Source organism: Acidovorax facilis, assembly GCF_050626955.1.
Taxonomy (GTDB): Bacteria; Pseudomonadota; Gammaproteobacteria; order Burkholderiales; family Burkholderiaceae_C; genus Acidovorax; species Acidovorax facilis.
This window is the reverse complement of record NZ_CP192460.1, coordinates 539,702-562,577: the sequence shown is the minus strand read 5'-3', so window position 1 is coordinate 562,577 and position 22,876 is coordinate 539,702. Positions and strand designations below refer to the sequence as shown.

The 22,876-nt window shown below is 66.4% G+C and carries 19 protein-coding genes; 13 read left to right on the top strand and 6 right to left on the bottom strand.

What is annotated here, in order from left to right:
- Positions 1-101: 101 nt before the first annotated feature.
- From ileS to ACQ4MJ_RS02500, 9 genes are all read left to right on the top strand, one after another.
- A complete protein-coding gene (gene ileS / locus ACQ4MJ_RS02540) occupies positions 102-2,981 on the top strand; it encodes an isoleucine--tRNA ligase (protein WP_431150258.1) in 2,880 nt (959 codons plus the stop codon).
- On the top strand, positions 2,981-3,484 hold the full coding sequence (lspA, locus tag ACQ4MJ_RS02535; protein ID WP_121420870.1) for a signal peptidase II: 504 nt from the start codon (positions 2,981-2,983) through the stop codon (positions 3,482-3,484). Before ileS ends, lspA begins: the two co-directional genes overlap by 1 nt.
- A 160-nt stretch (positions 3,485-3,644) precedes the next feature.
- On the top strand, positions 3,645-4,664 hold the full coding sequence (locus tag ACQ4MJ_RS02530) for a LacI family DNA-binding transcriptional regulator (protein WP_431150260.1): 1,020 nt from the start codon (positions 3,645-3,647) through the stop codon (positions 4,662-4,664).
- Positions 4,665-4,681: 17 nt separating this feature from the next.
- Positions 4,682-5,695 carry an ABC transporter substrate-binding protein gene (locus ACQ4MJ_RS02525; protein WP_306554223.1) on the top strand — a complete coding sequence of 338 codons (1,014 nt, stop codon included), beginning with the start codon at positions 4,682-4,684 and terminating at the stop codon, positions 5,693-5,695.
- Positions 5,696-5,714: 19 nt separating this feature from the next.
- A complete protein-coding gene (locus tag ACQ4MJ_RS02520; protein WP_431150263.1) occupies positions 5,715-6,548 on the top strand; it encodes an ABC transporter permease in 834 nt (277 codons plus the stop codon).
- Positions 6,549-6,556: 8 nt separating this feature from the next.
- Positions 6,557-7,354 (top strand): ABC transporter permease, encoded by a 798-nt coding sequence (locus tag ACQ4MJ_RS02515; RefSeq protein WP_431150265.1) that lies wholly within the window; start codon positions 6,557-6,559, stop codon positions 7,352-7,354.
- On the top strand, positions 7,344-8,405 hold the full coding sequence (locus ACQ4MJ_RS02510; RefSeq protein ID WP_431150267.1) for an ABC transporter ATP-binding protein: 1,062 nt from the start codon (positions 7,344-7,346) through the stop codon (positions 8,403-8,405). The genes ACQ4MJ_RS02515 and ACQ4MJ_RS02510 overlap by 11 nt, the downstream gene beginning before the upstream one ends.
- A gap of 37 nt (positions 8,406-8,442) precedes the next feature.
- Entirely contained in the window at positions 8,443-9,270 is an 828-nt protein-coding gene (locus ACQ4MJ_RS02505) for a phosphodiesterase (RefSeq protein WP_218300459.1), read from the top strand.
- A gap of 320 nt (positions 9,271-9,590) precedes the next feature.
- Positions 9,591-11,243: a Na/Pi cotransporter family protein gene (locus tag ACQ4MJ_RS02500; RefSeq protein ID WP_121422825.1), complete on the top strand. Its 1,653-nt coding sequence runs from the start codon at positions 9,591-9,593 to the stop codon at positions 11,241-11,243.
- Positions 11,244-11,364: 121 nt separating this feature from the next.
- Here ACQ4MJ_RS02500 and ACQ4MJ_RS02495 read toward each other — a convergent pair whose 3' ends face one another.
- Positions 11,365-12,276, bottom strand: coding sequence for a LysR family transcriptional regulator (locus ACQ4MJ_RS02495; RefSeq protein WP_431150270.1), 912 nt, complete (start codon positions 12,274-12,276; stop codon positions 11,365-11,367).
- Between the two features lie 96 nt (positions 12,277-12,372).
- Here ACQ4MJ_RS02495 and ACQ4MJ_RS02490 point away from each other — a divergent pair, with 96 nt between their 5' ends.
- Positions 12,373-13,422, top strand: coding sequence for an NAD(P)H-binding protein (locus ACQ4MJ_RS02490; RefSeq protein ID WP_431150272.1), 1,050 nt, complete (start codon positions 12,373-12,375; stop codon positions 13,420-13,422).
- On the opposite strand, the gene ACQ4MJ_RS02485 is transcribed toward ACQ4MJ_RS02490, so the two are convergent.
- Complete coding sequence (locus tag ACQ4MJ_RS02485) at positions 13,376-14,233, bottom strand: NUDIX hydrolase (RefSeq protein ID WP_431150274.1); 858 nt, start codon at positions 14,231-14,233, stop codon at positions 13,376-13,378. The genes ACQ4MJ_RS02490 and ACQ4MJ_RS02485 overlap by 47 nt on opposite strands.
- Positions 14,230-15,213 (bottom strand): quinone oxidoreductase family protein, encoded by a 984-nt coding sequence (locus tag ACQ4MJ_RS02480; RefSeq protein ID WP_431150277.1) that lies wholly within the window; start codon positions 15,211-15,213, stop codon positions 14,230-14,232. Before ACQ4MJ_RS02480 ends, ACQ4MJ_RS02485 begins: the two co-directional genes overlap by 4 nt.
- 139 nt (positions 15,214-15,352) lie before the next feature.
- On the opposite strand from ACQ4MJ_RS02480, the gene ACQ4MJ_RS02475 reads away from it, so the two are divergent.
- Positions 15,353-16,252, top strand: coding sequence for a DMT family transporter (locus tag ACQ4MJ_RS02475; RefSeq protein WP_121505642.1), 900 nt, complete (start codon positions 15,353-15,355; stop codon positions 16,250-16,252).
- A 12-nt stretch (positions 16,253-16,264) separates the two neighbouring features.
- Here ACQ4MJ_RS02475 and ACQ4MJ_RS02470 read toward each other — a convergent pair whose 3' ends face one another.
- The 3 genes from ACQ4MJ_RS02470 to ACQ4MJ_RS02460 form a co-directional block, all read right to left on the bottom strand.
- Positions 16,265-18,946, bottom strand: a complete 2,682-nt coding sequence (locus ACQ4MJ_RS02470; protein ID WP_207401971.1) for a bifunctional diguanylate cyclase/phosphodiesterase — start codon at positions 18,944-18,946, stop codon at positions 16,265-16,267.
- A complete protein-coding gene (locus ACQ4MJ_RS02465; protein WP_431150280.1) occupies positions 18,943-20,052 on the bottom strand; it encodes a TRAP transporter substrate-binding protein in 1,110 nt (369 codons plus the stop codon). Before ACQ4MJ_RS02465 ends, ACQ4MJ_RS02470 begins: the two co-directional genes overlap by 4 nt.
- Positions 20,053-20,360: 308 nt before the next feature.
- On the bottom strand, positions 20,361-21,191 hold the full coding sequence (locus ACQ4MJ_RS02460; RefSeq protein WP_431150282.1) for an SDR family oxidoreductase: 831 nt from the start codon (positions 21,189-21,191) through the stop codon (positions 20,361-20,363).
- Positions 21,192-21,255: 64 nt separating this feature from the next.
- Between ACQ4MJ_RS02460 and ACQ4MJ_RS02455 the strand changes: the two genes are divergently transcribed.
- Together ACQ4MJ_RS02455 and ACQ4MJ_RS02450 are read left to right on the top strand one after the other, a co-directional pair.
- The gene (locus ACQ4MJ_RS02455) at positions 21,256-21,867 is read left to right on the top strand and encodes an SH3 domain-containing protein (RefSeq protein ID WP_121505639.1); all 612 of its coding nucleotides are present in this window, start codon (positions 21,256-21,258) and stop codon (positions 21,865-21,867) included.
- A gap of 10 nt (positions 21,868-21,877) precedes the next feature.
- Positions 21,878-22,855, top strand: a complete 978-nt coding sequence (locus tag ACQ4MJ_RS02450) for a M48 family metalloprotease (RefSeq protein ID WP_228896545.1) — start codon at positions 21,878-21,880, stop codon at positions 22,853-22,855.
- Positions 22,856-22,876: the final 21 nt, after the last annotated feature.

Here is a 22,876-nt window from a genome sequence, read left to right as displayed (position 1 = left end):
CTTCTCGCAGCGCCCGCCTGACGGGCCCGCCATCCTTCGCGCTCCAACCCCGTTCTTGCTCCGGGCCTTGCCCCGGAATGCCCCGTTTTTAAGGCTCCCTCATGTCCGACGACAACGCCAGCACTCCTTCCACGGATTACCGCAGCACCCTCAACCTGCCCGACACCTCCTTCCCCATGCGTGGCGACCTGCCCAAGCGCGAGCCGGGCTGGGTCAAGGACTGGGAAGACCAAGGCATCTACAAGCGCCTGCGGGATGCCCGTCGGGGTGCGCCCAAGTTCATCCTGCACGACGGCCCGCCCTACGCCAACGGCCAGATCCACATGGGCCACGCGGTCAACAAGATCCTGAAGGACATGATCACCAAAGCGCGCCAGCTCGAAGGCTTTGACGCGCTGTACGTGCCTGGCTGGGACTGCCACGGCCTGCCGATCGAGAACGCCATCGAGAAGAAACACGGCCGCAACCTGAGCCGCGACGACATGCAGGCCAAGAGCCGCGCGTTTGCCACCGAGCAGATCGCGCAGCAGATGGTGGACTTCAAGCGCCTGGGCGTGCTGGGCGAATGGGACAACCCCTACAAGACCATGAACCCCGCCAACGAGGCGGGCGAAATCCGCGCCTTCAAGCGCGTGATGGAGCGTGGCTTCGTGTACCGAGGCCTCAAGCCCGTGTACTGGTGTTTTGACTGCGGCTCTTCGCTGGCCGAGTTCGAGATCGAATACCAGGACAAGAAGAGCACCACGCTGGACGTGGCATTCAAGTCGCACGACCCCGCCAAGCTGGCAGCCGCCTTTGGCCTGCCAGCATTGGCCAAGGATGCGTTTGTGGTCATCTGGACCACCACCGCCTGGACCATTCCCGCCAACCAGGCGCTGAACCTGAACCCCGAGATCAGCTACGCGCTGGTGGACACGGGCGAGCGCATCCTGCTCGTGGCCGAGCCGCTGGTGGCCTCGTGCCTGGAGCGCTACGGCCTCGCCGGCAGCGTGCTGGCCACCACCCTGGGCAAGAACCTGGGCGGCCTGGAATTTGAACACCCGCTGTACGACGTGAAGAGCGAGGACGGAACCCAGGGTTACAAGCGCCTTTCGCCCGTGTACCTGGCCGACTACGCCACGGCCGACGACGGCACGGGTATCGTGCACTCCTCCCCTGCCTACGGCCTGGAAGACTTCAACTCCTGCCGCGCGCATGGCATGGCACTGGACGACATCCTGAACCCCGTGCAAGGCAACGGCACCTACGCGGCCGACTTCCCTCTGTTTGGCGGCCTGCACATCTGGAAGGCGGTGCCCGTCATCATCGAAGCCCTGCGCAACGCGGGCCGCCTGATGACCACCAAGGACATCACGCACAGCTACCCCCACTGCTGGCGCCACAAGACGCCGGTGATCTACCGCGCCGCCGCGCAGTGGTTCGTGCGCATGGACGAGGGCGAAGGCGTGTTCACCCAGCCCGGCATGAAGCCCGCCAAGACGCTGCGCCAGATCGCGCTGGATGCGATCGAACACACGAGCTTCTACCCCGAGAACGGGAAGGCCCGCCTGCACGACATGATCGCCGGGCGGCCCGACTGGTGCATCTCGCGCCAGCGCAGCTGGGGCGTGCCCATCCCGTTCTTTCTGCACAAGGATTCGGGCGAGCTGCACCCGCGCACCATGGAAATCATGGACCAGGCGGCTGACATCGTTGAAAAGGGCGGCATCGAGGCCTGGAGCCGCGTGACGACCGAGGAAATCCTGGGCGCCGAAGACGCGCCGCACTACACCAAGAGCACCGACATCCTGGAAGTGTGGTTTGACTCCGGCTCCACCTTCAGCCATGTGCTGCGCGGCACGCACCCCGAGGTGCACCACGACACCGGCCCCGAGGCCGACCTGTACCTGGAAGGCCACGACCAGCACCGCGGCTGGTTCCACAGCTCGCTGCTGCTGGCCTCGGCCCTCGAAGGCCGCGCGCCGTATTGCGGCCTGCTGACCCACGGCTTCACCGTGGACAGCCAGGGCCGCAAGATGAGCAAGTCGCTGGGCAACGGCATCGACCCGCAGGAAATCAACAAGAAGCTCGGCGCCGAAATCATCCGCCTGTGGGTGGCCGCCAGCGACTACTCCGGCGACATCGCGGGCGACGAGAAGATCCTGGCCCGCGTGGTGGACGCCTACCGCCGCATCCGCAACACACTGCGCTTCCTGCTGGCCAACGTGAGCGATTTCGATCCGGCCAAGGACGCCGTGCCGTTCGACCAGATGCTGGAGATCGACCGTTACGCCCTCACCCGCGCATCCGAGTTCCAGGCCGAGGTGCTGGCGCACTACAAGGTCTACGAATTCCACCCCGTGGTGGCCAAGCTGCAGCTGTACTGCTCGGAAGACCTGGGCGGCTTTTACCTCGACGTGCTCAAGGACCGCTTGTACACCACGGCGCCCAAGAGCCTGGCCCGCCGCAGCGCGCAGACCGCGCTCTACAACATCACGCACGCCATGCTGCGCTGGATGGCGCCGTTCCTGTCGTTCACGGCCGAAGAGGCGTGGAAGGTGTTCGGCAGCTCCGACTCCATCTTCCTGGAGACCTACGGCAACGTGGCGGGCGTGGGTGCCGGTGCCGACGAAGGCCTGCTGGCCAAGTGGTCGCGCATCCGCGAGATCCGCGATGCGGTGAACAAGGAGATCGAAGCACTGCGCGCCGATGGCAAGGTGGGCTCGTCCCTGCAGGCCACCGTTACCCTCACGGCGGCGCCCGAAGACCATGCGCTGCTGGCCAGCCTGGGCGATGACCTCAAGTTCGTGTTCATCACATCTGCTATTGAATTGGTAGCTGGTAGCGCATTACAGATAAGCGTCAAGCCCAGTTCTGATGCCAAATGCGAGCGCTGCTGGCACTACCGCAGCGATGTAGGGCAGGACGCCGCCCACCCGACGATCTGCGGCCGCTGCACCAGCAACCTCTACGGCGACGGCGAGAGCCGGGAGCACGCCTGATGGACCGCACATTGCAGGCCGGGCGTTCCGGCGCGAGCATGTGGCCCTGGCTGGCCTGGGCTGTGGTGCTTGTGGTGGTCGACCAGATCACAAAGACCCTGATCCTCAACCACTACCAGTTGGGCGATTCCACGTTCATCACCAGCTTCTTCAACATCGTGCGGGCGCACAACACGGGTGCTGCGTTTTCGTTCCTGTCGGACGCGGGGGGCTGGCAACGGTGGCTGTTCACCGGCATCGGCGTGGCAGCCACGATCTTCATCGTGTGGCAGCTGCGTGCCCACCCGGGGCAAAAGCTCTTTGGCTTTGCGCTGTCGAGCATTCTGGGCGGCGCGGTGGGCAATGTGGTGGACCGGCTGATGCACGGCTATGTCGTGGACTTTCTGGACTTCCATGTGAGCGGCTGGCACTTTCCGGCGTTCAACGTGGCGGACTCGGCCATCACGCTGGGGGCAGCGTGTCTCATTCTGGATGAGCTGCTTCGCGTGCGGCGCGAGCGCTGACGCCACCGGCATCCCCCGTGCAAGCCTTGCAACAGCCCGCCTCGTGCGGGCTGTTTGCTTTGTAGCGCCAGTTGCTCTTGCCGCATGCAGTGTCATGCGCATGTCACGGTCAGCGGTTGCAATGTAAACGTTTACATCAAATGTATTGCACCAAACTGCCATGAGCATTCTGGAAGTCGCCCGCGAGGCCGGTGTGTCGGTTGCCACCGTGTCGCGTGTTTTCAACCTGCCTGACAAAGTGGCCCCGGCCACGCGCGAGCATGTGGAGAACATCGCCCGCACCCTGGGCTATCTGCCCAACGCCAGCGCGCGCACCTTGCGCACCCAGCGCAGCCGCGTGCTGGGCGTGGTGTTGCCCACGCTCACCAACCCCGTGTTTGCCGAATGCCTGGAAGGCATTGCCCAGGCCGCCGTAGCGGGTGGCTACGCCATCTCGCCGTTCACCACCGACTACCGCCTGGACCAGGAAGACCGCGCGGTGAACCTGCTGCTGGCGGGCAACGTGGACGGGATGATCCTGGTGGTTTCGAACCCCGCCACCTCCACCGCACTGCAGCGGCTGGCCGAGGTGGGTCTGCCCTATGTGCTCGCCTACAACCACCACCCCGATCACCCCTGCGTGTCGGTGAACAGCGAGCTGGCTGTGGCCGACGTGGTGACCCATCTGGCCACGCTGGGGCACCGCCGCATCGCCATGGTCAGCGGGCTGCTCAGCGCCTCTGACCGCGCGCAACAACGCTGCCGGGGCTACGCGCGCGGCATGGAGCAGGCAGGCCTGCGGGCCCAGCCTGTGTTGCAGGTGCCCTTCGTGGCCGCTGCGCCAGAGGTGTTGGGCGAAGCCCTGAACAGCCAAGACCGCCCCACGGCCCTGGTGTGTTCCAACGACCTGCTGGCCATCCGCAGCATCCGCGCCGCGCACCTGGCGGGCCTGGCGGTGCCGCGCGACCTGAGCGTAGTGGGCTTCGACGGCATTGCGCTGGGGCAAGACCTCACTCCGCAACTGAGCACCGTGGTGCAACCCAATGCCGACATCGGCCGCCACAGCGTGGAGCTGCTGGCCCAGGCCGTGGCCAGTGGCAACCCGCTGGGCCCCGACATGGGTCTGACGCTGGCGCACCAGTTCCGCGCTGGCGAGTCCTGCGCACCGCCCGCCTCTTCCCTTGTTCCTCCCCTCACCTGAACCCAAGGAGCTGACCCATGAAAACAACCCTCAAAAACTTCACCCGCGCCACGCTGCTGGCCTGGGGCCTGGCCGCCGGTGCCACGGCCATGGCGCAAAACGCCATCTGCTACAACTGCCCGCCCGAATGGGCCGACTGGGGCAGCCAGATCAAGGCCATCAAGGCCAAGACCGGCATCACCGTGCCACCAGACAACAAGAACTCCGGCCAGTCGCTGGCCCAGCTGGTGGCAGAAAAAGCCAGCCCCGTGGCGGATGTAACCTACCTGGGCGTGACCTTCGCCATCCAGGCGCAAAAGGACGGCGTGGTGGCCGCCTACAAGCCCGCTGCATGGGCCGAGATTCCCGATGGCCTGAAGGACCCTGCAGGCCACTGGTTCACCATCCACTCGGGCACCCTGGGCTTCATGGTCAATGTGGATGCACTCAAGGGCAAGCCCGTGCCGCAGTCCTGGGCCGACCTGCTCAAGCCCGACTACAAGGGCCTCATCGGCTACCTGGACCCGGCATCGGCCTTCGTGGGCTATGTGGGCGCTGTGGCAGTGAACCAGGCGCGCGGCGGCACGCTGGACAACTTCGGCCCTGGCATCGACTACTTCAAGGCGCTGCAGAAGAACGAGCCCATCGTTCCCAAGCAAACGTCTTACGCCCGTGTACTGTCGGGCGAGATCGCGATCCTGCTGGACTACGACTTCAACGCCTACCGCGCCAAGTACAAGGACAAGGCCAATGTGCAGTTTGTGATCCCCACTGAAGGCACGGTGGTGGTGCCCTACGTGATGAGCCTGGTGGCCAACGCGCCGCACGCCGACAACGGCAAGAAGGTGCTGGACTTTGTGTTGTCGGACGAAGGCCAGGCGCTGTGGGCCAATGCCTACCTGCGCCCCGTGCGCGCCAGCGCCATGTCCAAGGAGGTGCAGGCCCGCTTCCTGCCTGCCAGCGAATACGCACGCGCCAAAACGGTGGACTACAGCAAGATGGCCGCAGTGCAAAAGGCCTTCTCGGACCGCTACCTGAAAGAAGCCCAGTAAGCCGGGGCGAGCTGGAGAGATGCACATGCGCCACAACAGCTTTGCTCCATCCCGCGCGCTGCTGCTGGCGTGTACCGCACCTGCCGTGGCATTCTTTGCAGCGTTCTGGCTGCTGCCCATCGTGCAGCTGATTGCGCTGCCCGCCAGCAAGGGCTGGGAGACCTACTTTGTGGTGCTCACCCACCCGCGCTACCTGCAAAGCCTGCTGCAGACACTGGGGCTGTCCCTGGCGGTGACGCTGGCCACCCTGGTGCTGGGCGCGGCCGTGGGCATCACGCTGGCGCGGCACCGTTTTACAGGGCGGCAGTTGCTGCTGTCGCTGCTGACGTTGCCGCTGTCGTTTCCAGGCGTGATCATTGGTTTTTTCATGATCTTGCTCGGTGGCCGCCAAGGCTTGGTGGCCGACCTGACGGACGCGCTGGGCCTGGGCCGCGTCACGTTTGCCTACGGCCTGGCCGGGCTGTTCCTGGCCTATCTGTACTTCTCGCTGCCACGGGCCGTTGCGACCTACACAGCGGCGGCCGGGGCCATGGATGCGGCGCTGGAAGAAGCCGCCCGCTCGCTGGGCGCGCCGCGCTGGCGGGTGGTGCGCGACGTGTGGGTGCCCGAACTCGCGCCCACCACGCTGTCGTGCGGGGCCATTGTGTTCGCCACGGCCATGGGCGCGTTTGGCACCGCGTTCACGCTGTCCAGCAAGTTCGAGGTGCTGCCCATCACCATCTACAACGAGTTCACCAACTACGCCAACTTTGCACTGGCCGCCAGCCTGTCGATCACCCTGGGGCTCATCACCTGGGTGGTGCTGTGGCTGTCCCGCCGTGTTGCGGGCCCGGCACCGGCTGCCGGGGCGTAACCACCACCATGCGCACGACCCAACAAGCCTCCTTCCCCCTGCTGGCGCTCACGGCGCTAGTGGCGGCGTTCATGCTCGCCCCCATCGCGCTGTCGGTGATGGCGGGGCTCGTCAACAACTACAGCACTGGCATTTCCAGCGGGCTCACCACACGATGGCTGCACGAGGTGTGGGACCTGTACGGCGGCACCGTGGGCTGGTCGCTGGGCCTTGCGCTGCTGTGTGTGCTGGGCAACCTGCTGATCGGGGTGCCCTGTGCCTATGCGCTGGCGCGCAGCCGCTCGCGCGCCGCACGCCTGTTTGAAGAACTGCTGACCTTGCCAGTGGCCGTGCCCGGCCTGGCCAGTGCGCTGGCCTTGATCCTGACCTACGGCACGCTGCAAGGCTTTCGCACCAGCTTTGCGTTCATCCTGGTGGGGCACATGGTGTTCACCCTGCCGTTCATGGTGCGCACCGTGGGCGCTGCATTCCAGCGCAAGGAACTGCTCTCGCTTGAAGAAGCGGCACGCTCGCTGGGTGCCAGCTTCGGGCAGCGCTTTTTGGGTGTGCTGGTGCCCGCCGTGTTGCCCGCCATCGTGGCGGGCAGCCTGATGGTGTTCACGCTGTCGGTGGGCGAATTCAACCTCACATGGATGCTGCACACCCCGCTGACCCGCACCCTGCCAGTAGGTCTGGCCGACAGCTATGCGTCCATGCGCATCGAGATCGGCTCCGCTTACACGCTGGTCTTTCTTATCGTCATCCTGCCCGTGCTGTGGGGCCTGCAGGCCGTCGGCACCCTGATCGAAAAACACCATGGAACTTGAACGCACGCGCGTGGAGATAAACCAATGCGCCAAAACCTACCCTGATGGCACGCGGGGCCTGCGGCCGACCGACCTCACTGTGGAGCCCGGCGAGGTCGTCGCCTTGCTGGGGCCATCGGGCTGCGGCAAGACCACACTGCTGCGCCTGATTGCCGGGCTGGAGGCGCCCGATGAAGGCAGCCGCATTGCCTTTGGTGGCACCGATGTGACGCGCCTGCCCATCGAGCAGCGTGGCATCGGCATGGTGTTCCAGCACTACGCCTTGTTCCCGCAAATGACGGTGGCCGCCAACATCGGCTACGGCCTCAAGATCCGCAACGTGCCCGAGGCCGAGCGCCGCCGCACCGTGGGCGAGCTGGTGGACTTGGTGCGCCTGCAAGGGTTGGAACACAAGCGCCCCGCCGAGCTCTCCGGCGGCCAGCGCCAGCGTGTGGCCCTGGCCCGCGCCGTGGCGGTGCGCCCCCGCGTGCTGCTGCTGGACGAGCCCTTGACCGCGCTGGATGCCAAACTGAAGGAGTCCCTGCGCGACGAGTTGGCCGACCTGCTGCGGCGCCTGCACATCACAGCCATCCATGTCACCCACGACCAGCAGGAAGCCCTGGCCATTGCCGACCGCCTGGCGGTGATGCACGCGGGCCAGATCGTGCAGGTGGGCGATGGCGAGACGCTGTACCGCGCGCCCACCCTCCCCTTTGTGGCGCAGTTTCTGGGCCGCGTGAACCGGCTCCAGCGGGACGCCGCCGCAAGCGCCCAGGCCGTGTTGATGCTGGGGGGGCTGCCTCTGCCCTGCCCTGCCGCCGTGCAGGCCCACACGGCCTTGCTCGTGCGGCCTGAAGACATCGAGGTGTCGGCCCTTCAAACTGACTGGGGTCAGGCCGAAGTCACGCGCCGCAGCTTTCTGGGCGACCGCGTGCAACTGGTTCTGACCCTGGCCGACCAGCCCCCGCTGATGGCCGATGTGCCGCGCGACCACCCCGCCCGCACGGGCGACACCGTGGGCGTGCGCATCGCCCCCGAGCGCCTCATGCCCTGCCACGAAACCAGCGACTGACCCAGCCAGCCCTACCCCGCCTGCACGCCTTTTAGCCATGACCACCACGCTGCTGCTCCAACTGTCTGACCCCCACATCCGCGAGCCCGGCCGCCTGGCCTATGGCCGCATCAATACCGCGCCCTATCTGGCCGAGGCCGTGGCCAGCGTGAACCGGCTGCCGCAGGCGCCCCATGCCGCCGTCATCACTGGCGACCTGACAGACTTTGGCCGCGCCGCCGAATACGAGCACCTGCGCGCCCTGCTCACGCCGCTGAACATGCCGGTGTACCTGCTGCCCGGCAACCACGACAGCCGCGAGCAGATGCGCGCGAGCTTTCCGCAGCACCACTACCTGGGGTCCGAGGGCTTCATCCAGTACAGCGTGCCGGTGGGCGGCATGCAGCTCATCGCGCTCGATACCGTGGTGCCCGGCGCCAGCGAGGGCAGCCTGTGCACAGAGCGCCTGCAATGGCTGGAGGAAGAGCTGGCACGCCACACCAGCCGCCCGGTGGTGATCGCCATGCACCACCCACCGTTTCGCACGCTGATTGGCCACATGGACGACATCGGCCTGCGCGAAGGCGCCGATGCGCTAGAAGCCATCGTGGCCCGCCACCCGCAGGTGGAGCGTGTGATCTGCGGGCACCTGCACCGGGCCATCCAGGTGCGGTTTGGCGGCACCATCGCGGCCACCGTGCCATCGCCCGCGCACCAGGTGCGGCTGGACCTGGCGCCCAACGCCGCCTCGGCCTGGATGCTGGAGCCGCCCGGCTTTGCGCTGCACGCCCTGCCTGCGGGGGGGCGGCTGGTCAGCCACACCGTGGCCAGCGGCCAATACGCGGGGCCCTACCCGTTTCATGACGGCGGGCAGCTGATCGACTGAAAAAACGGGCCCTGGCGACAAGACCTCCACCGCCGAGCACCCAGCCGCGACAGGGTCATCGCTGCACAACTCCTCAATCAGGAGTATGCTTATATGTCAGTTTTGTGACAAATGGTCCGGGTGCCGCAGTATTTTCTGCGCGCTCTTCATCCCGGAAGCCGAGCAGCCAGGCTCATGCCTCCCCGCCTGCCGCCGCCTACGGGCACAGAAATGAATGAAACCGCTTCCCTGCACGGGCGCCAGCTTTAACGCTTGCGTCTGCGCAGTGCATGGCGCATGCTCGTTTGGGTGGACACAAGAAGAAGAAACAACGGTTTTTCATGAAGCATCTCTTGAATCTGTTGGCAGCGGTGTCGCTGCTGATCTGGGGCACCCACTTGGTGCGCACCGGCATCCTGCGTGTCTTTGGCGCCAATTTGCGCCAGTTGATCGCGCACAGCGTCAGCAACCGGTTCACGGCCGTGCTGTCGGGCATCGGGGTGACCGCCGTGGTGCAGTCGAGCACGGCAACGGCGCTCATCGTGTCCTCCTTCGTGGGCCAGGGCCTGGTGGGCCTGCCCGCCGCGCTGGCTGTGATGCTGGGCGCCGACGTGGGCACCAGCGTGATGGCGGTGGTGTTCTCGATGGATTTGTCCTGGCTGTCGCCCCTGTTCATCTTCGCAGGTGTGGTGCTGTTCATCTCGCGCAAGGACACGGCCGTGGGCCGTGTGGGCAGGGTGCTGATCGGCCTGGGGCTGATGCTGCTGGCGCTGCGCCTCATCACCGAATCGACCACGGTGCTCACCCAGTCACCCACGGTGCGTACGCTGCTCGGGGCGCTGACCAGTGACCTGCTGCTGGAGATCTTCACCGGCGCCATCCTGGCCATCGTGGCGTATTCGAGCCTCGCCACCGTGCTGCTCACCGCCGCGCTGGCAGGCTCCGGCGGCATCCCGCCCGACGTGGCGCTGGGCCTGGTGCTGGGTGCCAACCTCGGCAGCGGCGTACTGGCGGTGCTGACCACGATGAAGGCCAACGTGCAAACGCGCCAGGTGCCACTGGGCAACCTGTTCTTCAAGATCATTGGCGTCATCATCATGACCCCGCTCACCGGGCTGTGGCTGCAGCATGTGCGCCCCTACGTGCCCGAAATCGCAGCACTGGTGGTGCTGTTCCACCTGGCATTCAACGTGGTGGTGGGCATCATCTGCATCGGCCTGACGGGCACAGTGGCGCGCGTGGTGCAACGCCTGCTGCCGAAGGAAAAGGCGCAGGCTGCGGGCACCCGCCCCCAGCATCTGGACCCCTCCGCCCTGGCCACGCCCTCGCTGGCCATCTCGTGCGCCGCGCGCGAGGCCCTGCACCAGGCCGACGTGGTCGAATCCATGCTGCTGGGCCTGCACAAGGTGATCCGCACCGACGACCTGCAGCTGGCGCAGGACCTGCGCAAACTGGACGACGAGGTGGACGGCCTGTACTCGGCCATCAAGTACTACATGACCAAGATCTCGCGCGAGGCCCTGGATGAACGCGAGGGCCGCCGCTGGGCCGACATCATCAGCTTCACGATCAACATGGAGCAGATCGGCGACATCATCGAGCGCGTGCTGATCGACATCGAGGACAAGAAGATCAAGAAGGGTCGCCAGTTCTCCGAAGCGGGCATGGAAGAAATCAACGAACTGCACGCCCGCCTGATCGACAACCTGCGCCTGGCGATGAGCGTGTTCCTCAACGGCAGCGTGCGCGATGCGCAAAAGCTGCTCGAAGAAAAAGCCCGCTTTCGCGACCTGGAACACGCGTATTCCGCCACCCACCTGGCGCGCCTGTCGGACAACACGGTGCAAAGCATCGAGACCAGTTCGCTGCACATCGACCTGATCAGCGAACTCAAGCGCATCAACTCGCTGCTGTGCTCGGTGGCCTACCCGATTCTGGAATCGGCCGGAGCACTGGCGCCCAGCCGGCTAAGGGCGATGGCGGACCAGGCTTGAGAAGCGCCTTCAGCAGAAATTCAAGCCTTTTCTGGTCTCTAGCGCTTTATCCATAAGCGCTAAAAGCTATTATTTTTATAGCAAAACCTCACCACTGCCGCTGTGCGGCGTTGTCTCGCCGTCACTCCACGTCCGCCACGTAGCGCTGCAGCCCCGTCCACAACGCATCCAGCGTGACCTTGCAGCGCGGGCTGGCGCGCAGGTCTTCGTGCATCACCACCCAGGTTTCCAGCCCGTACACAAACTGCTGTGGCAACACATGCACCAGCGCCGGGGTGCTACGGCGCGCCAGTGCCACCTGGCAAACGCCAATGCCGCCCCCGGCGCGCATGAAAGCCAGTTGCGCCACATCGCTGTCGCTGCGCACTGCAAACTGATCGCGCCGCCACGCGGGCACCGCCTTTTGTGCGGCGCGCAAAAAGGGCGTTTCTGCATCAAAACCAATCAGGCGGTGGTGGGGGAGGTCGGCCAGCGTCTCGGGCACGCCGTGCGCCTGCAAGTAGCTGGGGTGGGCGTGCAGTCCCAAGGGAATGCTGCCGACGCGGCGGGCGATCAACGCGTCCTGGCGGGGTTCGGTCATGCGGATGGCGATGTCGGCCTCGTGCTGCAGCAGGTCCTGCACGCGGTTGCTGAGCACCAGTTCCACCGTCAGCGCCGGGTGCTCGGCTTGCAGTTGCGCCAGGATGGGCGGCAGCACCTCCACGCCGATCACCTCGCTGGCCGTCACCCGCACCGTGCCCCGCACGCCGCCGCCATGGCTGTCGGCTGCGCGCACCAGGGCAGCGGCGGTGTGGCCCATGGCTTGCGCGTAGGGGCGCAGCGCCAGCGCCGCCTCGGTCGGCAGCAGGCCCTGCTGCGAGCGGGTGAACAGCACCAGTCCCAGCGCCTGCTCCAGCGCCGCAATGTGGCGCCCCACCGTGGGTTGTGTCACCCCCAGCGCGCGGGCTGCGCCCGAGAGCGATCCCTCTTGCACCACGCCCAAGTACGAGCGGTACAGCTCCCAGCCAATGTCTTTGTGTGCAGGTTGTGCCATACATAAATGTATAGCCATGCGCCGATTTTCGGTAATTCCATTTCACAACACCCACGACCACACTGCATCCATCACCACTTTTTTTTGGAGCAAAACATGGCAACCGCAGGCAATACGGTTCTGGTTCTCGGCGCGACCGGGGGCATCGGTGGCGAAGTGGCGCGGCAGCTGCGCGACCGGGGATGGCAGGTGCGCGCACTGCACCGGGGCGTGGCGCAGGCCGGGGAGCAACGCGACGGCATGGCCTGGATTCGCGGCGACGCGATGCGGTGCGAGGACGTGGTGGCCGCTGCCGCAGGCTGCGACGTGATCGTGCACGCGGTCAACCCGCCCGGCTACCGGCGCTGGAGCGAGCTGGTGCTGCCCATGATCGACAACACCATTGCGGCGGCCACCGCAGTGGGTGCCACCGTGGTGCTGCCCGGCACGATCTACAACTACGGGCCCGACGCCTTCCCGGTGCTGCGCGAGGACTCACCGCAGCGCCCCCACACCCGCAAGGGCACTGTGCGCGTGGAGCTGGAGCGGCGCCTGCAGCAGGCGACCCAGCCCCACCCGCTGAGTGCGGGCACCTGCCGCGTGCTCATCGTGCGGGCGGGGGACTACTTTGGCCCCCAGGTGGGCAACAGCTGGTTCTCGCAAGGCCTCGTCAAGCCCGGCCAACCCGTGAAGGCGGTGAACCTGCCCGGCGCACCCGGCGTGGGCCACCAATGGTCATACCTGCCCGACGTGGCGCGCACCATGGTGCAGTTGCTGGAGCGCCGCGCCACACTGCCCGCGTTTGCACGCTTTCACATGGCCGGGCACTGGGACGCCGACGGCACGCAGATGGCCGCCGCGATTGGCCGCACCGTGGTGGCACATGGTGGTGCGGCCCCGCACGTGCGGGCCTTTCCGTGGTGGCTGGTCACACTCGCCTCGCCGTTTGTGGCCACGCTGCGCGAACTGCGGGAGATGCGCTACCTGTGGAGGCAACCGGTGCGCCTGGCCAACGACCCGCTGCGCGCCGTGCTGGGCGAAGAGCCCCACACGCCGCTGGACGCGGCGGTGCAGGCCACGCTGTTGGGTCTGGGCTGCCTGCCAGGGGCCAAAGCGCCGCTCACAGCCCCAGGAAACCCGCAATCACCAGCCCGGCTTCCAGCGTGAACCGGCCCTGGGCAACCTGCGCGCGCACCTCTTCCAAGGGCAGCAGTGCAAACTCGTCCACCTCGCCGTCCTGGTTGTCGGGCGCCATGCCCTCGGGCACCACGGCGCGGAACCAGTCGATGCGCTCGACCATGTACCCCGCGCCGCCCCCCTCGCTGCTGGGGCGGCTGAACAGCACATGGCCACCGTGCGCCACGCCGGCAAGGGTGTGCACATGCAGCCCGGCTTCTTCCCAGGTCTCGCGCACCAGGGCTTGGGGCAACGAGTCGGCGGCCGAGATCATGCCGCCCATCAGCGTGTCCCACAGGCCTGGGTCGTTGGGTTTGTTCAGCGAACGCTTTTGCACCCACATGCGCCCATCGGACGCCAGCCCCACCAGGTGCACGGCGCAGGTGGTGATGCCCAGCACACGCACGGCACCCCGCTCCACGGTGCCCACGACTTCGCCGCTGGGGTTGGTCACCGCCAGTTGTTCGTTGCGCCACGGGCCACACAGGTTGGCGTCGCGCAGCGCTTCGGCCAAGGTGTTCAGGCCGTCGGTGGTGGCGTTGACGTTGGCACCAGAGGCCGCTTGGGGCGGCAGATGCAGACTCCATGCAGGGGCGCCGCCATGCTCACCCATTGATAGCTGGTAGCGCTTATCCAATAAGCGCTGGAGGCTTATTTTGCTTAGAAATCCTTCCGCCACCGACCCTACCACCTGCCCCGCCACCCGCAGGGGTTGGCGTGGCTGGCGGGCGGGCTGGTGCGCCAGTTGCCGCGCGCCCACCAGCCACTGGTCGAACGATGCGCCGGGGTAGGAGGCTGTCACAGCGTGAGGATGGTGCAGCCCGTGGTCTTGCGTGCTTCCAGGTCGCGGTGCGCCTGCTGCACGTCGGCCAGCGGGTAGCGCTGGTCGATGTGGATCTTCACCTGTCCACTGGCCACCACGGCAAACAGGTCGTCAGCCATGGCCTGCGTGCTTTCGCGCGCGGCGATGTGGGTGAACAGCGTCTGGCGCGTGACGTAGAGCGAGCCCTTGGCGCCCAATGAACCCGGCGCAAACGGTGCCACGGGGCCCGAGGCGTTGCCAAAGCTGGCCATGAGGCCAAAGGGACGCAGGCATTCGAGTGACTTGTCCCAGGTGTCCTTGCCCACCGAGTCGTACACCACCTTCACGCCCTTGCCGCCGGTGATCTCTTTGACCCGGGCTGCGAAATCTTCTTTTTGATAGTTGATGGCATGCGCCGCGCCGTTGGCCAGGGCCAGCTGGCACTTGGCATCGGTGCCTGCCGTGCCGATGAGCTGCAGGCCCAGCGCCTTGGCCCACTGGCTGGCGATCAGGCCTACCCCACCCGCAGCGGCATGGAACAGAACATGGTCACCGGGCTGCAGGCCTTCCACGGGCAGCGTCTTCTTGAGCAGGTACTGCGCCGTCAGGCCCTTGAGCATCATGGCCGCGCCCGTCTCAAAGCTGATGGCATCGGGCAGCTTGCATACACACTTGGCGGGCATCACCCGCACTTCGCAATAAGCGCCGGGGGGCTGGCTGGCGTAGGCAGCGCGGTCGCCCACCTTCAGGTGCGCAACGCCCTCGCCCACGGCTTCGACCACGCCCGCGCCTTCCATGCCGATGGTGGCGGGCATGTTCAGGGGGTACAGCCCCGTACGGTGGTACACGTCGATGAAGTTCAGGCCGATGGCGTGGTGGCGGATGCGGATCTCGCCGGGGCCGGGCTCGCCCACGGTGACGTCAACGATGTGAAGTTCTTCGGGACCACCGTGCTGGCGGATCTGGACGGCAAGGCTCATGGCAAAACGCTCCTGGATAACGGGTGTTGAACGGGTCCCAACGGGCATGGATAGGGCCTGTAACGGGCGAGACAAACGGCGGCCATCCTGCCATGAATCTGAAAGCCTTGTCCTGCCCTGCACCGTTACAGTGCAGCCCATGACTCAAAGACTCACGCCCGGTACGGCGGCGCTGCTGGTGATACCGCCGCTGCTGTGGGCTGGCAACGCCGTCACAGGCCGGCTGGTGCACGACCTGATCCCGCCCATCACGCTCAATTTCATCCGCTGGGTGCTGGCTTTCTTCATCCTGCTGCCGCTCGCGTACAACGTGCTGCGCAAGGACAGCCCGCTGTGGCCCCACTGGCGCCGCTATGCACTGCTGGGGCTGCTCGGCATTGGCCTGTACAACGCGCTGCAGTACATGGCGCTGCAGACTTCCACGCCCATCAACGTGACGCTGGTGGGCTCCAGCATGCCGGTGTGGATGCTGGCCGTGGGGGCGCTGTTCTTCGGCGCGACGGTCACGCGGCGGCAACTGCTGGGCGCGCTGCTGTCGATGTGTGGCGTGCTGCTGGTGCTCAGCCGGGGCGAGTGGTCGCAGCTGCTGGCTTTTCGCCTCGTGCCAGGCGATGTGTTCATGCTGCTGGCCACCATCTCGTGGGCGTTCTACAGCTGGCTGCTGTCGCGCACCAGCGAGCCCGCCCGCATCCGGGGCGACTGGGCCGCTTTTTTGATGGCGCAGATGGTGTTTGGCCTGGCATGGTCGGGCAGCTTCGCGGGCGTGGAATGGGCGATGGGCCACACCCACATCGCATGGGGCTGGCCGCTGATCGCAGCGCTGGCTTTCATCGCCGTGGGCCCCGCCGTGCTGGCCTATCGCTGCTGGGGCGTGGGGGTGGAGCGCGCCGGGCCTGCGGTGGCGGGCTTCTTCGTGAACCTCACCCCGCTGTTTGCAGGCATCCTGTCGGCCGCCTTTTTAGGGGAAACGCCACAGCTTTTCCACGGTGTGGCATTCGCACTGATCGTGGGCGGGATCGTGGTGTCGTCGCGGCGATAGCGACAGGCGGGGTCAACCTGCTGCGCCTTCGGCCGAGGCTTGTGTTGCGGCCTGCTGCAACAAGACTTCGAGCTCCGATACCGGCCCGGGCATGCCCAGCAAATAGCCCTGAAAGAGCTGGCAGCCATAGTCTGCCAGCAGGGCTTTCTGCTGTGCGGTTTCCACACCTTCGGCAATCACATCCAGCTCCAGGTTGCGCGCCATGCCGATGATGGTCTGCACGATCACGTCGTCGGTGTGCCGCACACCCAGGTTGCGCACAAAGGACTGGTCGATCTTGAGCTGGTCCAGCGGCAGCCGCGTGAGGTAGGCCAGCGACGAGTAGCCCGTGCCGAAGTCGTCCACCGAAAAGCGCACACCCTTGGTCTTGAGCAGGCCCATCTTGGCAATGGTGTCGTCCACGTTGTCCAGCACCAGCGACTCGGTCAGCTCCAGCTTGAGCAGGTGGGGCCGCGCGCCGGTCTCGCGCAGCACTTCGACCACGCGGGCCACGAAGTCGCGCTGGCGGAACTGCCGGGCGCTCACGTTGACCGACAGCGGTACGTGCCGGTAGCGGGCATCGTTCTCCCATGCCGCCAGCTGCTCGCACGCGGTGCGCAGCACCCAGTGGCCCATGGGCACGATGAGTTCGCTTTCTTCTGCCACGCCAATGAAGGCGCTCGGCGCAATCAGGCCGCGCTCGGGATGGATCCAGCGGATCAGCGCCTCGGCGCCCACGATGCGCCCGTCCAGATGGAACTGGGGCTGGTAGTGCAGCGCGAACTGCCGCGCGGCCAGCGCGGCCTGCAGATCCCCCTCCAGCTGCGCGCGCACGCTGATGGCAATCTGCATCTGCGGATCGAAAAAACACAGCGCATTGCGGCCCTGCGACTTGACCTGGTACATGGCGATGTCGGCCTGTTTGAGCAGATCGACCGAGGGCTGCAGCGCCCCGCCCATGAGCGTGGCCCCGATGCTGGGCGTGCTGTGGTGGCTGAGCCCGGCCAGCGAGTACGGCATGTTGAGCGTGCGCAGGATCTTTTCGCCCACGCGGCGCGCATAGGCAGCCGCCTCTTCGCTGTGCAGCGACAGCTCGTGCAGCATGACCACGAACTCGTCTCCCCCCAGGCGCGCCACGGTGTCCTCGCGGCGCACGCAGGTCTTCAGGCGCTCTGCCACCTGGCGCAGCAGCATGTCGCCCACTTCATGGCCCATGGTGTCGTTCAGCGTCTTGAAGTGGTCCAGATCCAGGAACAGCAAGGCCCCGTACTGCCCGCTGCGCACACTGGCCGCGATCACCTGCTGCATGCGGTCCATCAGCAGCCGGCGGTTGGGCAGATTGGTCAGAGGGTCGTAGAAGGCCAGGCTCTCAATCTCGGCGCTGGCGCGGCGCAGGGCCGTCACGTCGTGGTAAGTGATGACCAGACCGCCCTCGGGTGTGGGCCGTTCGGTGATCTGGATCGTGCGGCCATTGGGCAGCACCTGCTCATGGGGCTCATGGTGCTGGTTCTGCTTGAGCAGCCGCAGCTCCACCCAGCGCATGCGTTCTTCCTCGCTGGCGCGCGGCAGATGGTGCCGGGCGGTCTCTTCCATCACGCGCCGAAACGGCACCATGGGCGCCATCACGGCGCGCAGCCAGGGGAAAATTTCCTCAAACCGGCTGTTCCATTGCACCACGCGCTGCTCGCCATCGAGCAGTACAAAACCACTCACCATCGACTCCAGTGCCTGGTCGAGGGTGGCCTTGGACTGCGCAATGGCAAGCCGCGCCTGGGACATGCGGTCCAGGTAGCGCAGCGCCAGGTTGCCCGCTGCCACGATCATGGCCACAAACAACAACCCCGTCAGTGCAATGGCGTTGCGCTGGTCGCGCCAGCCTGCCAGCGCATCGCGCAGCGGAATGCTCGCCGAGATGCGCAGGTCCTGGTACAGGATGGGTCGGTAGACCACCAGCGCCGGCTCGCCACTCAAGCGGGCGGGTGCCTTCCACGCCTGCCCCAGGGCGGCCACCTCCTGCAGTGGCGGGGACAGCACGGGCGTGATCGCCTCTTCGCGGTTGGGCGCACTCAGCAGCAGCAGCCCTCCGGCACGCTCCAGCGTCACTTGCAGGCCTGTGATGTCCACACCCTGGACCAGCACCGAGCTGAGCGCCCCCACCGGCAATTCGGCAATGGCCACCACAAGGGAACTGTCGGCCATGCGCAGGTGGCGCGCAAAATACAGCACGCGCTCGGCAGTCGCAAAGCTCACCACCGGCGGGCTGATCATCAGGGTGGAAACGGGCTGCTCCAGCACAGACGCCAGAAAACCGGGAGGCAGCTGCAGCGGCAGCGCACTGCCAGCCGCATCGGAAGAGGCGATGGTCTTGCCGTTCGCGTCCAGCAGCGCCACATAGCGCACCATCAGGTTCTGCCGAGCGGAGCTGCGCAGGCGCTGGCTTGCAAGGTCAGGGTCCACCCATTCGCTCATCGAACCCGACAGGCCCAGCAGTTCGTCCATGCTGGCCAGCAGCACGTCCACCGCCAGCAGGGAACGATTGAGCGCCGCTTCGGCACCCGCCACAAAACGGGTGGCCTGGGCTTCGTAATCGTCCAGCGCCACCTTGCGAGCGTTCCATACCAGCGCGGCAGACACCATCACCACCGCCGCAATGAACACCGCCGCCCCGGCCCATACAAAGGCCCTGATGCGCAGTGGGGTCGTGGTATCCCTCATTTCGCCGGGGCCGCAGCCAGGCCACGGACGGGACCGATCGTCTGGTTCCACACCTGGGCGCAACGCGGCCCGCAGCGCTGCACCCAGCGCGGCAGCACGGTGGAGGCAAGGATCTCCTGGCGGCTGCGTTCATCCTGCGCAGACACCGGCACTACCACCATGCTGCCCTTGCGTCCCCCCACACAGGCGGGGATGCCACGGTTGCAGGCCATGCCGTCGGAGGTTTCGCGCTCGGACTCCTCCCAGATGGCGGCCTCCAGCCGGGGCAGCTCGCGCCGGAGCAGGGCACGCAGATCGGGCGGCAGCGCCTCCCAGGCGGCCTTGTTGGCGCTGAACACAGCCAGCCCCCAAGTCACGGGCAGCGCATGCACATGGGAGGTCATGGTATGCAGCCCCAGCGTGTTGCCCGACATGGTGCCGGTGATGGCGCACTCGGTATTGCCCGCCGTGAGGCTGGGCACGATCTGCGCGAAGCCAGTCAGCACGGGGATGCCGCCGAGCGCCCCGACAAAATCCGCCTGGGTGGATGACGACACGCGCGTGCGGCGCCCGGCCAGATCGGCCAGCCCGCGCAGGGGCTTCTTGCAAAACACCACCTGGGCCGGATACACATACATCGCCAGCGCCTCCACGCCGTGCTGGTCACGCAGACTCTTCTCCAGGTAAGGGCGAAACGCCGCCAGCGTGGTCTTGAGCGTGGCAATGTCGGGGTTCAGCCCCGCCAGATCGGGTGCGGTGTACTCGGGGTACTGGGCCGTGAACGAGCTCATGAGCGTGGTGCCAAAAGGCACCACACCCAGCTGCAGCAGGCGCAGCATTTCGGCGCCAGGCACGCCCGCTCGGTCAAAGGGCACGATTTCAGCGTCGAACCGGCCACCGCTCAAGCGGAGCAGTTCCTTGCTCCAGAAGGGCTCTTCCTGCCGGGTGTACTGGTTGATACCTGCCAGCCCCCCCACGATGCGCAGCTTGTAGGGCGCAGTGGCCGCTGCCGGGGTGGCCGCAGGCTGGCCCACAGCCTGTGGCGAACTACCCAGCGCGGCCCATGCCACGCACAGTGCAGCGATGCGGTGCAGAAGGCGGGAAGTCACAGCGGGTTTGGGCTGCATGGCAACTTCTGGCTCGTCAACCGGGGTGCAGTGAACGGCCACCGCCGCGCACCCTTCATGCCCAGGGCCATGCCAGCGCCCCAGCGGCATCCATGGATCGCATAGAGGTCTGGAAGGCCGCCCTGGGGAGGGATGCGCGGTGTCATGTTCCGGTACTTTCGGGTTGGAATGCTGGGGCACCATTCTTCACCAAGTTTTCCCCCTCGGCGGGCAAAGCTGTCTGCAAAACGCCACGCCCTGCCGCCAGGGAATCTCCTTCGCCCGCCAGTGACCACAGACGACGCGGTGACCTTCCGTCTCAGCGCGGGTCAGAAGGTCCCAGGATAAGCGCCGCCGTCCGCCAGCACGTTCTGCCCGGTCATATAACCCGCCTGCTGGCTGCACAGGAAAGCGCAGATGGCACCAAACTCCTGCGCCGTGCCATACCGCCCTGCCGGAATCTGGGCCTGCTGTTGCGCGCGAACATCGTCCACGCTCTTGCCAGCCTTACCGGCAGCAGCGGTCACGGTGGCGGCCAGTCGGTCGGTGTCGAACTTGCCGGGCAAGAGGTTGTTGATGGTGACGCCCCGTGCAGCGATCTTGCTGCGCGAGACCCCCGCCACAAAGCCCGTGAGCCCGCTGCGCGCGCCGTTGGACAGACCCAGGATGTCGATGGGCGCCTTCACCGCGCTGGAGGTGATGTTGACGATGCGGCCAAAGCCTCGCGCAGCCATGCCGTCAACTGTGGCCTTTATCAGTTCGATGGGGGTGAGCATGTTGGCGTCCACGGCCTTGATCCATGCATCGCGGTCCCAGTCGCGGAAGTCGCCCGTTGGCGGGCCGCCGGCATTTGTCACCACGATGTCAAAGTCACGGCCCGGGCCACCTGTCACGGAGAACACGGCAGCACGGCCCTCGGCGGTGGTGATGTCAGCAGCTACCGCCAGCACCGTCGGTTTGGAGCTTTTTTGGCCGCCAGCGCTTTCCTGCATTGCGTCTTCAGCTACCAATTGTGTAGCAGCCTGCTCCAGCGCCTGGGCATTGCGGGCGTTGATGACCACGTTGACGCCCTCACGCACCAGGGCCAGCGCACAGCCATAGCCCAAACCCTTGCTCGCGCCACACACCAGCGCCCATTTGCCTGCGATACCCAAATCCATAACAATCTCCGGTTCTGCTGCAAGCCGCAGCATTCACAGATCATCATAAGTGGAGAGCTGCAACATGAATTGGCTGCACCGCGGAGCCCTGGCCACCTGGCTGGCATGGGCCGCATTGGCACCCCTGGCAGGTAGCGCGCATGCGCAGGAGGCGGCGGTGGTCAAGCGTGCCACCCAGTTGCGCGACACCCCCGCCGACAGCGGTGCGAGCGTGGCCCCGCTGGAGGCCAACACCGTGGTCACGCGCAGCAACGAGCGCAAGGGCCCCTGGACCAAGGTGAGCACACAGCAAGGCGCCACCGGCTGGGTGCACATGTTCGACCTGGGACCGCAGTCGGGGTCGGCCACGCCCACCAACAACGCCGCCACCAGCGGCCTGCGAGGCCTGGGCGGGCTGTTTGGCGGCAACAGCGGCTCCACCACCACGGCCACGTCCACGGTGGGCATTCGTGGCCTGGATGCTGAAGACATCGCCAATGCGCAGCCCAATCCTGCCGCCGTCGGCCGGGCAGAAAGCCTGCGGGTGAATGCCGACCAGGCGCGCCAGTTCGCCAGCTCGGCGTCCCTGCAATCCCGGGATGTGCCCGCCCTGGCGCAGCCCGCACTGCCCACATCCAGTCGGGGCTCCGGCAGCGGGTCCAGCAACCCCTCCGACCCCAACTACAGCCCTAACTGAGGAAATGGCCATGAACCGGAATTCCACCTGGAAACGCCGCGCGCAGACGGCAGCCTTGTGCGCGCTGCTCGCCGCAGCGCCCCTGGCCGCCCACAGCCAGAACGTGATGAACATCCTCAACTCCCTGGGGGGCGGGCTGGGCTCGGCCATCACGGGGGGCAAAGCCGCTCCGGCGGCGCAGGGTGACGATCTGATCAGCCTGCTCACGCAGTCGATGGAGAACATCGACGAGGCCAAGGAAATCGAGATCGGCCGCCAGCTGGCCGCCCTGCTGCTGGGCGCCAAGCCCGCCCACCCGGACATGGCACTGCAGCGCTATGTGAACCGCCTGGGCCGGTGGGTGAGCCTGCAGTCGTCGCGCCCTGGCCTGCCGTGGACCTTTGTGGTGCTGGACGACGCAGGCTACAACGCCTTTGCCGCGCCGGGCGGCTATGTGTTCGTGACCAAGGGGCTCATTGACCGCTGCGCCGACGAGTCCGAGCTGGCGGGCATCCTGGCGCACGAGATCACGCACGTGACCTCCAAACACCACCTCCAGGCCATCCGGCAAAGCGCCATGGCGGGGGTCGGCACGCAACTGCTGGCCTCGCAGATCCGCACCAGCAACATCGCCGGGCAGCTCGTCAAGGACCAGCTGCTGTCGCTGTTCCGCACCGTCTACACCAAGGGGCTGAGCCAGTCCGACGAATTCGAGGCGGACCGCACCGGGGTGTCGCTGGCGGCCAAGGCGGGTTTTGACCCCTACGGTCTGGTCTCAGTGCTGCAGCAGCTGCGCACCGTCACGCCGGACAACCCCATGTTCACGCTGACGATGTCCACCCACCCCGCCGCACAGGCCCGTCTGGATTACCTGGAGCAATCCATGGGCCGCCAGCTCGATGGGCTGGGCGGGTCGCGCGCATCGATTGCACAGCGCCTGGGCGGCAGTGCGCCTGCCAATGCACCAGCACCCTCTGCCCGGCCTGCAGCGGCAAAGAAGGCGGGATAAGTCACCCCCAAGGAGAGCGCG